Source organism: Arthrobacter sp. 001422645 (genome assembly GCF_059816125.1).
The window spans coordinates 80,872-93,154 of record NZ_JCBANT010000004.1 but is presented as its reverse complement, the minus strand read 5'-3'; the positions used below and the strand labels follow the sequence as shown (position 1 = coordinate 93,154).

The following is a 12,283-nucleotide window of genomic DNA, read 5'->3' as shown; positions in this document are numbered from 1 at the left end:
CTGCCCTGTCTGGCTTTGTCCGGCGGACAATCCTGCGGCGGGCGCCGCTTCTTAGTCTGTTGCCGAGCGCCGGATGGACTCCCAGAGGGAATCCACCCAGGGCAGCTCGGCCGGGTCTTGGGCTGATCCTGTACCGGCCGCGCCACTGGTTGATCCGGCGGGAAGATCGCTGCCAAAGACCCAGTAGCCCGTCTCGCCGGGCATAACCATGTTAATGCGGTCGCGGGCCTGTTGCTTCACGTAGTTAGGATCCTGCCACCGGGAGACCTGGCGCCGGAGATCATTCTGCTCGGACTGTTTCGCCGCAATGTCCGCCTGCAGCTCGGCGATTTCGGCACGTTTTTCGAAGAAGATCTTGACGGTGGGCGCCAGCATGATGGTGATGGCAATCATAACGACGAGCAGCGCCAGCATGCGGCCGGAGAATGCCTTGGCCGGCACGGGGTGGTCCTCCGCCGGCGCGGCGCCCTTCCCGGAGGATGGGGCAGTGCTGTTCCCGGCTGCCGCCGGCGTTGTTGCACCCGGCGCTGCTTCACCCGGCCGGGGAGCCCCCGGAGCGGTTGCGGACGCCGGCGTTCCTGCACCTGGCGCTGCGGCCGGGCGGGTTACGGCCGGACGGGCGGTGGCTGCGTTGCCGGTGTGCTGACGGGGGGCCGGAACAGCCGTGCCGGCCGGGTTCGGCTGGGTCCCGCGGGAGTTGCCGAAATCAGCCTGGATGACGTCGCCGCCGTCGCCGGTATCCGGAGACTTCGGCGCCGCAGGCGTGGCCCGGGGAACCTTGGGTCGGCGGGTGGCCATGTCACTCCTGTAATGCCGGGCGCTGATCCGGCTGGCTTGCGGCTTGCTGGTTCAGCGCTATTCAATGCTCATCCCCGTGGCCCGGACCGGCACCGGCAAAAGCCGGCTGAGCGGCGCCGGCGCGGCGCCAGAAGCGGAACCGCGCCAAAAAGGAACCGCGCCAAAAAGGAACAGTGCCAAAAAAGGAACCGGTGGCCATGGTCTTTCAACCATAGCCACCGGTTCGCGGTTCCGGCGGTTACTAGCCGTTGAAACGCGGGAAAGCGCTCCGGCCGGCGTAACGTGCGGCGTCGTCGAGCTCCTCTTCGATGCGCAGCAGCTGGTTGTACTTGGCGACGCGTTCGGAGCGGGCCGGGGCACCGGTCTTGATCTGGCCCGCGTTGGTGGCAACGGCGATGTCCGCGATCGTGGTGTCCTCGGTCTCGCCGGAGCGGTGCGAGGTGATGGTGGTGTAACCCGCGCGCTGGGCGAGGGAGACGGCGTCCAGGGTTTCGGTCAGGGAACCGATCTGGTTGACCTTCACCAGCAGCGAGTTGGCGGTCTTCGAATCGATGCCGGTCTGGAGTCGCTCCGGGTTCGTGACGAAGAGGTCGTCACCCACGATCTGGACCTTGTCGCCGATGGCGTCGGTGAGGGTCTTCCAGCCTTCCCAGTCGTTTTCGTCCAGCGGGTCCTCGATGGAAACCAGCGGGTAGTCTGCGACGAGTTCGGCGTAGTAGGCGCTCATCTCGGAGGAGCTGAGGGTCTTGCCTTCGAACTGGTAGGCGCCGTCCTTGAAGAACTCGGAGGAGGCAACGTCCAGGGCAAGGGCGATGTCCTGGCCCGGGGTGTAGCCGGCGTTCCGGATGGCTTCCTGGATGAGGTCCAGGGCGGCGCGGTTGGACGGCAGGTTCGGCGCGAAGCCGCCTTCGTCGCCGAGGCCGGTGGACAGGCCCTTGGCCTGCAGGACCGCCTTGAGGGCGTGGTAGACCTCAACACCCCAGCGCAGGCCTTCGGAGAAGGTCTCGGCACCCAGCGGGACAACCATGAATTCCTGGATGTCGACGTCGGAGTCGGCGTGCGAGCCGCCGTTGAGGATGTTCATCAGCGGTACGGGCAGGACGTGCGCGTTGGGGCCGCCCAGGTACTTGTAGAGCGGCAGGTCGGCGGACGCAGCGGCGGCGTTGGCGACGGCCAGGGACACGCCCAGGATGGCGTTGGCGCCGAGCTTGCTCTTGTTGGCGGTGCCGTCCAGGTCGATCATCGACTGATCGATGCTGCGCTGGTCCGTGGCGTCGAAACCGATCAGGGCCGGGGCGATCTGGTCGATAACGGCGTCGACGGCCTTCTGGACGCCCTTGCCGAGGTAACGGCCCTTGTCGCCGTCGCGGAGTTCCACGGCCTCGTGCTCGCCGGTGGAGGCGCCGGAGGGAACTGCTGCGCGGCCGATCTGGCCGTCCGAGAGCAGGACTTCAACTTCTACGGTGGGGTTGCCACGGGAATCGAGGATCTCGCGGGCGTGGATGGCATCGATAAGCGCCATGGATAGGCTCCTTTGGGTGAAGCGATCTGCTGGGAATCTGATGGGAAATCTCGCTGGGAATCAAGCTGAAAAACAGACGTCCTCGTCGCTACCCAGCCTAGTCGAGAGTGGGATAAGTTACAGAAACCTATCCAGTCCCCGGACGTCATTTGGCGGATTACGGGGACGGTTCATGCGGCGGAGCCGCTGGCCGGCCCTTCTGGAAGCGGCGGTTGGCGCCGCGGAGTGCGCGTTCGGCGTCCAGCCCCTGGCCCCGTGCGGAGGCCGCGATCGCGAACAGCAGATCCCCCAGGTCCGCCTCCGACGTCGGGACGTCAACCGGCCTGGTGGGAGCCGGCAGTCCGGCCCGTTCGGCGCGGTCGAGCAGTTTCTGCGCCCGGGCCAACGCCGGGAGCGCGCCGGGGACGCCTCCGAGTGCCCCCAGCCGGGAAGAATCAGCGCGGGAGCCTTCAGCGCCCGCATCCGCGGCCCCGGAGTGCAGGACCTGCTCCGAGCGCTTGACGGCGTCCCATGTGCGGACGATTTCCTCCACCGTCGCCGGGAAGGACTCCTGCAGGGATCCGTCAGGACGGAACACGTGCGGGTTGCGCCGGACCATTTTGGCGGTGAGGCCGCGGGCGACGTCGTCGAGGCCGAAGGCTCCCCGCTCCTCGGCGAGCCGGGAGTGGAGGACCACCTGAAGCAGGACGTCGCCCAGTTCTGCCTTCAGCTCCGCGTCGCCGCCGGCCGTCTCGATGGTTTCCGCCACCTCGTAAGCCTCCTCGAGGAGGTACTCCACGAGGGATTCGTGGGTGAGGGCACCCATCCAGGGGCAGTGGGCGCGCAGTTCGCCAATGCACTCGACCAGCGCACCCACCGCATTGGAGTCCTTGTTAGCCAAGATCGGCGTAGGCCTCATTGATGTATTCGACGAGGGCTTCCTTCTCCTCGAGCGGCAGGAAGGCGGCCTCGGCTGCGTTCAGCGTCAGCTCCAGCAGGTCGTCGAGGTCGTAGTCGAACGTCTCCACCAGCAGTTCGAACTCGTCCGTGAGCGTCACGCCGCTCATGAGGCGGTTGTCCGTGTTGATGGTGACGTTGAAGCCGAGCTGGTAGAGCATGTCCAGCGGGTGGCTTTCGATGCCCTCGCCGAAGCCGGCGACGGCGCCGGTCTGCAGGTTGGAGGAGGGGCAGATCTCCAGGGCGATACCCCGGTCCCGCACCCAGCTGGCCAGCTCGCCGAGGGTCACCATGCCGATGTTGTCGTCGAGCTCGTCGCCGCTGTTATCGGCCGAATCTTCGTCCGACTCGAATTCAACAGTGACGTCCTCGGCGATGCGGACGCCGTGGCCCAGGCGCAGCGCGCGTCCGTCGACCAGGGCGGACTGGATGCTTTCAAGTCCGGCGGCTTCGCCGGCGTGGACCGTGGCCGGGAAGTTATGCTCGGCCAGGTAGGTGAAGGCGTCCTTGAACCGGGACGGCAGGAAGCCGTCCTCAGCGCCGGCGATGTCGAAGCCGACGGCGCCGTTGTTGCGGTGGCGGACGGCCAGCTCGGCGATTTCCTGGCCGCGGTCGGCGTGGCGCATGGCGGTGATGAGCTGGCCGACCTGGATGTCGCGGCCGGTCTCGGCGACGGCATCGACGCCGGCATCAAGGCCCGCCTGCACGGCCTCGACGGCGTCGTCCAGGCTCAGGCCCTTCGTCAGGTGCTGTTCGGGGGCCCAGCGCACTTCACCGTAGACAACGCCGTCGTCGGCGAGGTCTTCGACGAATTCCTTGGCGACGCGGAAGAGCCCGTCCTTGGTCTGCATCACGGCGATGGTGTGGTCGAACGTCTCGAGGTAGCGGACCAGCGAGCCGGAGTCGGCGGATTCGCGGAACCACTCCCCCAGGGCGACGGGATCCGTGGACGGCAGCGTGTGTCCCACGGCCTCGGCAAGTTCAATGATGGTGGCCGGACGGAGTCCGCCGTCCAGGTGGTCGTGAAGGGAAACCTTGGGGAGGCCCTTCAGGTCGAATTCGAGGTCAGGGGCAGCGTCAAGAATTATCTCAGTCACGTTCCAACCTTAGGGTCGGAGGCCGGGCAACACCAGCCGGTCCGACGGCAGACGCCGGCCGGTCCGACGGCAGACGCCGGCCGGGCGGTGGGATCAGGCCTCGACGTCGGCCGGTGCAGCCATCTGCGCGGGCAACGCGGTGGTGCCGGAGCCGTGCCGGTGCGCGGGCGCAGGGCCCTTTTCCGTAGCTCCAACCGTGGTCTGCGGAACCTGGGCGTGCGGGGCCTGGGCGTCCTGGGCCTGGGCGTGCGCCAATTTGGCTTCTGCCGCGAGCGTGGCGGCCCGGCTGGCGGCCGCGGCAGCGCCACGGGTGTCGCGCCAGCGGTGCAGCCAGGTCAGCAGGTGGTCGATCACGATGCCGAGGACGATGGCAAAAGCGATGGCGATCCCGACCCCGAGCAGCGGGTGTTCGTGGACCCAGTTGCCGGCGACGATGCCGACGCCGGCCGAGTAGGCCACCCAGGTGACGGAGGCGAAGACGTCAAGAACGACGAAGCGGCGGCGCGGGTACGCGGTGGTGCCGGCGATCCAGTTCACGGCCACACGCCCCACCGGGATGTACCGGGCGGTGAAGATCAACATGGCGCCGCGCTTGTCGAGTTCATAGCGCGCCCAGTTCAGGGCGCGGTGGATCTTGGGTTTGCGCATCCAGCGGAACCGTTCGACGCCGATATGACGACCCAGCATGTACGCCATGTTGTCCCCGGCAATGGCCCCGATGGCTGCCGCGGCCATGACCCACCACATGTTCGGCTGGCCGGACGTGACAGAGAGGGCACCCAAAGCGACGATCAGGGTTTCGCTCGGCAGAATCGGAACGAAACCGTCGATGAAGCAGAAGATCGTAAGAATCGGATAAATCCACCACTGTCCCGCGGCATGGAGAATAGCCTCATTGATAAATTCCACGCGGGCGTTGCTCCTAGGAAAGTGACGAAAAGCGCTCTTCAGTGTCCCATGACGGACAGGGATGCGCTACGTTCCATCAGGATAAATCTGATGCGTTTCAGGGCTCCGTCTTTTTGGGCTCCGCCGGAGGGACCGGCTGTCCGGCGTCCCCGGGAAGCGGACCCCGGACCTTGCTGATGACAACGTCCACCAGGATGCCCAGGCCGACCGCGCAGATGACGGCGACGATGACGCCCAGCAGGTGGTTCTCTTCAAACCATTGGCCAAAGAAGAGGCCGATCGCGACAGAGTAGGCGGCCCACAGGACGGCAGAGAGGACGGTCAGCGCGACGAAGCGTGACTGCGCAAAGTGTGTGGCGCCGGCCGTCAGGTTGACGGCGACGCGGCCGATCGGCACGAAGCGCGCCACGAGGATCAGCGAGGCGGGCCGTTTGCGCAGTTCCGCGCCCGCCCACCGGAAGGCCCGCTGCATTCGGTGGCCGCGCATCCAGGTCCAGCGCCGCGTGCCGGTGCTGCGGCCGATCAGGTAGGCGATGTTGTCGCCGATGAAGGCGCCGGCAGCGGCGGTCACGGCCAGGAGCGCCGGGTTGGGGACGTCGGCGGTGGCGGCCACGGCGGCGAGTCCCACGACGACCGATTCGCTCGGAATGGGCGGGAAGAAGCCGTCAATCACGCAGCACGCGAACACCAGGACGAGTACCCAGGGTTGCCCGGCTGCGGCCAGGATGAAGTCGTTGATTGCCTGCACGGTTTCCTAACAAACAACGGGAGGACGGCTGTCGTGCCAGTGTACTGCGGGGCAGGCCGCAGCTTGCCCTGTCACTTGTGGTCGCCAACCCGGGGGTTTAGCGACCACAAGTGATGGGGCAACGGGCTGCTGCCGGCTGCTAGGAGATGCGGTCGATGATGAGCTGCTGCGCCGGGCGGGAGCCTTCCGGGGCAATCACGACGGCGTGTTCCAGCGCTTCCCGGGCCCGCTCGAACTTCTCCGGGGTGTCCGTCAGGAGCGTCATGAGCGGCTCCCCGGCCTTGACCGTGGCGCCCGGCTTGGCGTGCATCCGCACGCCGGCGCCGGCCTGGACCTGGTCCTCCTTGCGGGCACGTCCGGCGCCGAGGCGCCAGGCCGCGACGCCGACGGCCATCGCGTCGAGCTCCACCAGCACGCCGTCGGCCGGGGCGTAGATGACCTCGGATTCCCGGGCGACCGGAAGCTTGGCGCGAGGGTCCCCGCCCTGCGCCTCGATCATCCGGTTCCAGACGTCCATGGCCCGGCCGTCGCGGAGCGCGGCCCGGGGATCGGCATCGCGGACGCCGGCGCACGCCAGCATTTCCTCTGCGAGCCGGACGGTGAGTTCGACGACGTCTTCCGGTCCCCCGCCGGCAAGGACCTCCACCGATTCCTCGACCTCGATCGCGTTGCCGGCGGTGAGGCCCAGCGGCGTGTTCATGTTGGTGAGCAGGGCCACCGTGTTGACGCCGGCGTCCTTGCCCAGGGCCACCATGGTCTCGGCGAGTTCGCGGGCGCGGGCCTCGTCCTTCATAAAAGCGCCGCTGCCCACCTTGACGTCCAGCACCAGCGAACCGGTGCCTTCGGCGATTTTCTTGCTCATGATCGAGGACGCGATCAGCGGGATGGCCTCCACTGTTCCGGTGACATCGCGGAGCGCGTAGAGCTTCTTGTCCGCCGGGGCCAGTCCCGCGCCGGCGGCGCAGATGACCGCGCCGACGTCCTGGAGCTGGGCCAGCATTTCCTCGTTACTCAGTGCGGCGCGCCAGCCCGGGATCGATTCGAGCTTGTCCAGCGTGCCGCCGGTGTGGCCCAGGCCGCGGCCCGAGAGCTGCGGCACGGCAACGCCGAAGACGGCCACCAGGGGTGCCAGCGGGAGGGTGATTTTGTCCCCCACCCCGCCGGTGGAGTGCTTGTCGGAGGTGGGCTTCCCACTGCCGTCGGGGCGGCGCAGGCTGGAAAAGTCCATTCGCTCGCCGGACGCGATCATTGCCGCCGTCCAGCGGGAGATCTCGGCCCGGTCCATGCCGTTGAGCAGGATCGCCATGTTCAGGGCGGCCATCTGCTCGTCGGCGATGGCGCCGCGGGTGTACGCGTCGATGGTCCAGTCGATCTGGGCCGGGCTGAGGACACCCTTGTCCCGCTTGATGCGGATGATGTCGACGGCGTCGAATGCTTCAGTGTTGCTGGTGGTCTGTGTCACCGGGGTTCCTCCAGGTGTTGGGGGCCAAAGGCATCGGGAAGGACCTGGTCCATGGTCTTGATTCCCTGGGTGGTCATGAGCTCCATGTCGGGAGCCCTGAATTCGTACAGCAACTGCCGGCAACGTCCGCAGGGCATCAGGACATTACCGCCAGCATCGACGCAGTAGAAGGCGCGGAGCAGGCCGCCTCCGGTCATGTGCAGATTGCCCACAAGGGCGCACTCGGCGCACAGCGTCAGCCCGTAGCTGGCGTTTTCGACATTGCAGCCGCTGACAATCCGGCCGTCCGCGGTGAGGGCTGCTGCCCCCACCGCGAACTTCGAATACGGCGCATAGGCGTTCTCCATGGCGGCGACCGCGGCGGCCTCGAGGGCGGCCCAGTCGACGTCGGCGCTGTCCATCGTCAACCCTTGACGTACGGTATGCCGCTTGCGGCCGGTGGCCGCGAGCGGCCGACGAGCCCGGCGACGGCGAACACGGTCACGAGGTACGGCAGCATCGCCATGAACTGGCTCGGCACCGGGGTGCCGATGATCGTCACGATGCTTTGCAGGTTGTCGGCGAAGCCGAACAGCAGCGCGGCGAAGAACGCCCCGATCGGGTTCCAGCGGCCCAGGATCATTGCGGCGAGGGCGATGAAGCCTCGGCCACCGGAAATCTCCTTCGTGAAGCTGTCAATCGCCACGAGCGTGAAGAAGGATCCGCCGATGCCGGCGACGGCGCCGCCCAGCGTGACGTTCCAGAAGCGGGTCGCGTTGACCTTGATGCCCAGGGTGTCGGCGGCCTGCGGGTGTTCACCGACGGAGCGGACACGCAGGCCCCACTTGGTTTTGAACAGCCCGATCCATACAACAATCACGGCGACGTACATGAGGTAGCCCACGACGGACTGCTTGAACAGGATGGGACCGATGACCGGAATGCTGGACAGGATCGGGATTTCGATGATGGGGAGCCTGCCGGGCGAGTTGAACATTTCCTTGTTCGCCTGCATCACGGTGCTGAACAGGAAGCCGGTGAGGCCCGAGACCAGGACGTTGAGCACCACACCGACGATGATCTGGTTGACGACGTACTTGATGCTGAACACGGCCAGCACCATCGACACGAGGGCGCCCGCCACGGCGGCCGCGACCAGGCCGAGGTAGGGGTTGTCGGTGAGGCTGGCGACAATCGCGGCCGTGAAGGCGCCGCCGAGGAGCTGGCCCTCGATGGCGATGTTCACGACGCCGGCGCGTTCGCACAGGACACCGGAGAGGGAGCCGAAGACAATCGGGACGGCGAGGGTCACGGACCCGGCGATGAGGCCGGCCAGCGAGATGCTGGGGGTCCTGGCGCCGCCGACCACCCAAATCAGGAAGGCAACCACGAAGATGACAGTGAACACCACCGGCAACCAGCGCGGGGAATGCCGGTTGTTCGTTTTCAGGACCATCGAGTAGCCGGCCAGGACGAGCAAGATCACGGAGAGCACGATGCCGGACAGGAAGGCGGGCACTTCGATCGCGGGCAACTGGAAGAAGTCCCCGCCGGAGGATACGCCGAACTTGGCGGTCTTTTGGGGACCCATCAGGCCAAAGAAGATGAACGCGACGACGGCCAGCACCATCAGTGTCACGGGCAGTTTCCACGTGACGGGTTTGGCCGATACTGTCTGCTTGCGTTCCTTTGCCTGCTCCGGCTTGCCCTGCGGGCCACCCGGTACGGGCGCTGTTGCTGTTGTGCTCATGCTGCACCTCCGGTGGTTGCTGCCTTCTGGGTCTTGCCGGCGGTTGCGGCCTTCTTCTTGCGGGGGTTCATTCCGAAGATCGCCCGGACCAGCGGCGGCGCCGCGATGAACAGCACGATGAGCGACTGGACCACCAGCACGATGTCGATCGGGGTGCCGGTCTGGATCTGCATCTGGACCGCACCGGCGCGGAAGGCGCCGAAGAGGATGCCGGCGGCGAACGTGCCCCACGGCGTCGAACGTCCCAGCAGTGCGACGGTGATGGCGTCAAAGCCGTAGGTCGCCGCGACACCGTCTGTGAGGACCTTTTCGGTGCCCGCCACCTGCGCGACGCCGGCCAGGCCGGCCAGGCCGCCGGCCAGGGTCATGACCAGAATGGTGGCGCGGGGAACGTTGATTCCGGCGGTCAGCGCCGCCTTGGGGTTGGCACCGACGGCGCGGAATTCGAAACCGATCGTGGACCGGTTCAACAGCCACGAGACAAAAACTGTCGCCGCGATGGCCAGCAGGAAGCCAAGGTGCAGCCGGTACTGGCTGCCGAAGATCTGCGGATACAGGGCAGACGGGTCCAGGATCGGGGAAATCGGGGTGGTCTCCCCCGGCCGCTGGAACAAGTCCGTGTCCAGCAGGTACCGCAGGAAGTAGAGGGCGATGTAGTTGAACATGATGGTCACGATGACCTCATGGGCGCCGGTTCTCGCCTTGAGCACGCCCACGAGGCCGCCCCAGACGGCACCGCCGACGATGCCTGCAATCAGGACGAGCAGCAGGTGAAGCCCCACCGGCAGGTCCAGGGCGAAGCCCACCCAGGCGGCCAGGATGCCGGCCATGATGATCTGCCCCTGCGCACCGATGTTGAACAGGCCCGCACGGAAGGCCAGTGCGACGCCGAGGCCGGCGGTGATGAGCGGTGTGGCGATGGTGAGGGTTTCCATCAGCGGGGCGAACTGTCCGGCAACGCCGTTGCCCCGGGGGTTGAAGACCGATCCCTGGAAGAGCGCGACGTAGGAGCCCGTGGCCGCTGACCAGACCGCGGCGAGGAAATCGGTGGGCCGGGCGAAGAAGTAGCTCGACGTGGCCGCGACCACCTTGTCCGTGGCGGCAATGAGGAGTCCGCCAAGGAACAGGGCGAGGAGGACGGCCAGGATGGTGACAATGCCGTTGCCGGTGAAGATCTTGCGCAGCACCGAATCCGGTTCCTCAGCGCCGGGGATCTTCCCGCTCTGGGCGGAGACCGGGACAGCCGATGGCCGCATCGCCCCGCCGGCGGTGTCCAGCGTGGTCACGAATTCGGCGTCGTCCTCCAGGGGGTCCTGGGGCCCCGCATCCGGGGACTGGGTTGTGGGAATCCGCTCCGGATCCGGTTCAGCCGAGTGTCGCGGCTGGTTGTTCTCACTCATGGTCGTCTCCTACAGCGCCGGAGCTGGACTCCTGCACGGGGTGGGCGGCGGGCGCCTGGTTCGATTCTTTGGTTGGGGCGGGTCCAGCGGCAGCGCCGGCGGCAGCGTCGGCGGCAGCCGCTCCCCCGGGATCCGTGGCCGGCTGCTTCCTCGCGGCGTCCGCGAGGGCTTCCTCCGGGGACAGCCCCGCCATCATCAGGCCGAGGACGTCACGACCGGTGCCGGCCGGGACAATCCCGACCAGCTTTCCCTTGTAGAGCACGGCGATCCGGTCGGCGAGCTCGATCACCTCGTCCAGTTCGGTGGAGACGATCATCACGGGGGTGCCGTGGTCGCGCTCGGCCACGATGCGCTTGTGCAGGAATTCGATGGATCCGACGTCCACGCCGCGGGTGGGCTGGGAGGCGATGAACAGCCGCAGCGGCCGGGAGAGTTCCCGGGCCATCACGACTTTCTGCTGGTTGCCGCCGGACAGTGTGCCGGCCGCGAGCGACCCTGACGGGGTGCGCACGTCGAACTCTTCGATCCGGGTCTTGGCGTTCTCCAGGACCGTGGCCGGGCTCATGCTGATGCCCTTGGCGAACGGGGCCTTGTCATAGCGGTCCAGGATCAGGTTCTCGGCGATCGAGAAGGTGCCGATCAGTCCGTCCACCGAGCGGTCTTCCGGCACGAAGCCGACGCCGGCGTTGAGGACGTCCTTGACGCTGCGGCCCAGGAGTTCCTCGCCGTCCAGCAGGATCGATCCCTGGGCGCGTTCATGGAGGCCCAGGATGGCCTCGGTCAGTTCCGTCTGGCCGTTGCCCTGGACGCCCGCGACGGCGACGATCTCGCCGCGTGCGATGTCGAAGCTGATGCCGTCCACGACGTGCTGGCCGCTGGGCGCGATCACGGTGAGGTCCTTGACCTGGAAAGTGGTCTCCTGGGGCTTGGCCGGGGCCTTGTCCAGGGTCAGGTTCACGGCCCGGCCCACCATCAAGGAAGCCAGTTCTGTCGTCGAGGCGCCGGGATCGGCGCTGCCGACCACCTTGCCGCGCCGGATCACGGTGATGGTGTCGGAGACGGCCTTGACCTCGCGGAGCTTGTGCGAAATGAAGACGATCGAGGTTCCGTGGCTCTTGAGCTGGCGCATGATGTCCAGCAGCTCATCGGTGTCCTGCGGGGTCAGCACGGCCGTGGGCTCATCGAGGATGAGCACCTTGGCGTCGCGGACCAGTGCCTTGATGATTTCCACACGCTGCTGCACGCCGACCGGGAGGTCCTCGACCATCGCATCGGGGTCGACGTCGAAGCCGTAGCGGTCCGAGATCTCCTTGATCTTCCGGCGGGTGTCATCCAGGTTCAGGAATCCGCCGGCCTTGGTGGCTTCGGCGCCCAGCGCGACGTTTTCGGCCACCGTGAAAACCGGGACCAGCATAAAGTGCTGGTGCACCATGCCGATGCCCGCGGCCATGGCGTCGCCGGGGCCGCGGAAAGTGACGGGTTTGTCGTCGATGAGGATCTGGCCCTCGGTGGGCTCGTACAGTCCATACAGGACGTTCATCAGCGTGGACTTACCCGCGCCGTTCTCGCCGAGCAGACAATGAATCTGCCCGGGTTCAACAACCACATCAATGTGATCGTTGGCTACCAGGGAGCCGAAGCGTTTGGTGATCCCCTTGAGTTCAAGTTTCAAAACTCTGACC

11 protein-coding genes are annotated in these 12,283 nt (G+C 66.8%); all 11 read right to left on the bottom strand.

Annotated elements, in window-relative coordinates; all coding sequences use genetic code 11:
• Positions 1–51 precede the first annotated feature (51 nt).
• Complete coding sequence (locus tag AC6EUH_RS06700; protein ID WP_056433063.1) at positions 52–798, bottom strand: FtsB family cell division protein; 747 nt, start codon at positions 796–798, stop codon at positions 52–54.
• Between the two features lie 241 nt (positions 799–1,039).
• Entirely contained in the window at positions 1,040–2,320 is a 1,281-nt protein-coding gene (eno, locus tag AC6EUH_RS06695; RefSeq protein WP_144674259.1) for a phosphopyruvate hydratase, read from the bottom strand.
• Between the two features lie 157 nt (positions 2,321–2,477).
• Positions 2,478–3,125 carry a MazG nucleotide pyrophosphohydrolase domain-containing protein gene (locus tag AC6EUH_RS06690; protein ID WP_499738212.1) on the bottom strand — a complete coding sequence of 216 codons (648 nt, stop codon included), beginning with the start codon at positions 3,123–3,125 and terminating at the stop codon, positions 2,478–2,480.
• 67 nt (positions 3,126–3,192) lie between these two features.
• Positions 3,193–4,353, bottom strand: a complete 1,161-nt coding sequence (locus AC6EUH_RS06685) for an adenosine deaminase (RefSeq protein ID WP_499738156.1) — start codon at positions 4,351–4,353, stop codon at positions 3,193–3,195.
• 93 nt (positions 4,354–4,446) lie between these two features.
• On the bottom strand, positions 4,447–5,262 hold the full coding sequence (locus AC6EUH_RS06680) for a DedA family protein (protein ID WP_499738155.1): 816 nt from the start codon (positions 5,260–5,262) through the stop codon (positions 4,447–4,449).
• Positions 5,263–5,359: 97 nt separating this feature from the next.
• Complete coding sequence (locus tag AC6EUH_RS06675; protein ID WP_499738154.1) at positions 5,360–6,010, bottom strand: DedA family protein; 651 nt, start codon at positions 6,008–6,010, stop codon at positions 5,360–5,362.
• Positions 6,011–6,149: 139 nt separating this feature from the next.
• Positions 6,150–7,472 carry a thymidine phosphorylase gene (locus tag AC6EUH_RS06670; RefSeq protein ID WP_056433049.1) on the bottom strand — a complete coding sequence of 441 codons (1,323 nt, stop codon included), beginning with the start codon at positions 7,470–7,472 and terminating at the stop codon, positions 6,150–6,152.
• Positions 7,469–7,873 carry a cytidine deaminase gene (locus AC6EUH_RS06665; protein ID WP_056433046.1) on the bottom strand — a complete coding sequence of 135 codons (405 nt, stop codon included), beginning with the start codon at positions 7,871–7,873 and terminating at the stop codon, positions 7,469–7,471. Before AC6EUH_RS06665 ends, AC6EUH_RS06670 begins: the two co-directional genes overlap by 4 nt.
• Positions 7,874–7,875: 2 nt before the next feature.
• Entirely contained in the window at positions 7,876–9,201 is a 1,326-nt protein-coding gene (locus tag AC6EUH_RS06660; protein ID WP_056433043.1) for an ABC transporter permease, read from the bottom strand.
• Positions 9,198–10,601 carry an ABC transporter permease gene (locus tag AC6EUH_RS06655; RefSeq protein ID WP_499738153.1) on the bottom strand — a complete coding sequence of 468 codons (1,404 nt, stop codon included), beginning with the start codon at positions 10,599–10,601 and terminating at the stop codon, positions 9,198–9,200. The genes AC6EUH_RS06660 and AC6EUH_RS06655 overlap by 4 nt, the downstream gene beginning before the upstream one ends.
• Positions 10,594–12,273: an ABC transporter ATP-binding protein gene (locus AC6EUH_RS06650; RefSeq protein ID WP_499738152.1), complete on the bottom strand. Its 1,680-nt coding sequence runs from the start codon at positions 12,271–12,273 to the stop codon at positions 10,594–10,596. Before AC6EUH_RS06650 ends, AC6EUH_RS06655 begins: the two co-directional genes overlap by 8 nt.
• Positions 12,274–12,283: the final 10 nt, after the last annotated feature.

Bases quoted from the DNA above. Each gene is read 5' to 3' on its own strand.
- AC6EUH_RS06700 (WP_056433063.1), bottom strand. From the start codon at position 798: ATGGCCACCCGCCGACCCAAGGTTCCCCGGGCCACGCCTGCGGCGCCG.
- AC6EUH_RS06660 (WP_056433043.1), bottom strand. From the start codon at position 9,201: ATGAGCACAACAGCAACAGCGCCCGTACCGGGTGGCCCGCAGGGCAAG.
- AC6EUH_RS06690 (WP_499738212.1), bottom strand. From the start codon at position 3,125: ATGGGTGCCCTCACCCACGAATCCCTCGTGGAGTACCTCCTCGAGGAG.
- AC6EUH_RS06665 (WP_056433046.1), bottom strand. From the start codon at position 7,873: ATGGACAGCGCCGACGTCGACTGGGCCGCCCTCGAGGCCGCCGCGGTC.
- eno (WP_144674259.1), bottom strand. From the start codon at position 2,320: ATGGCGCTTATCGATGCCATCCACGCCCGCGAGATCCTCGATTCCCGT.
- AC6EUH_RS06655 (WP_499738153.1), bottom strand. From the start codon at position 10,601: ATGAGTGAGAACAACCAGCCGCGACACTCGGCTGAACCGGATCCGGAG.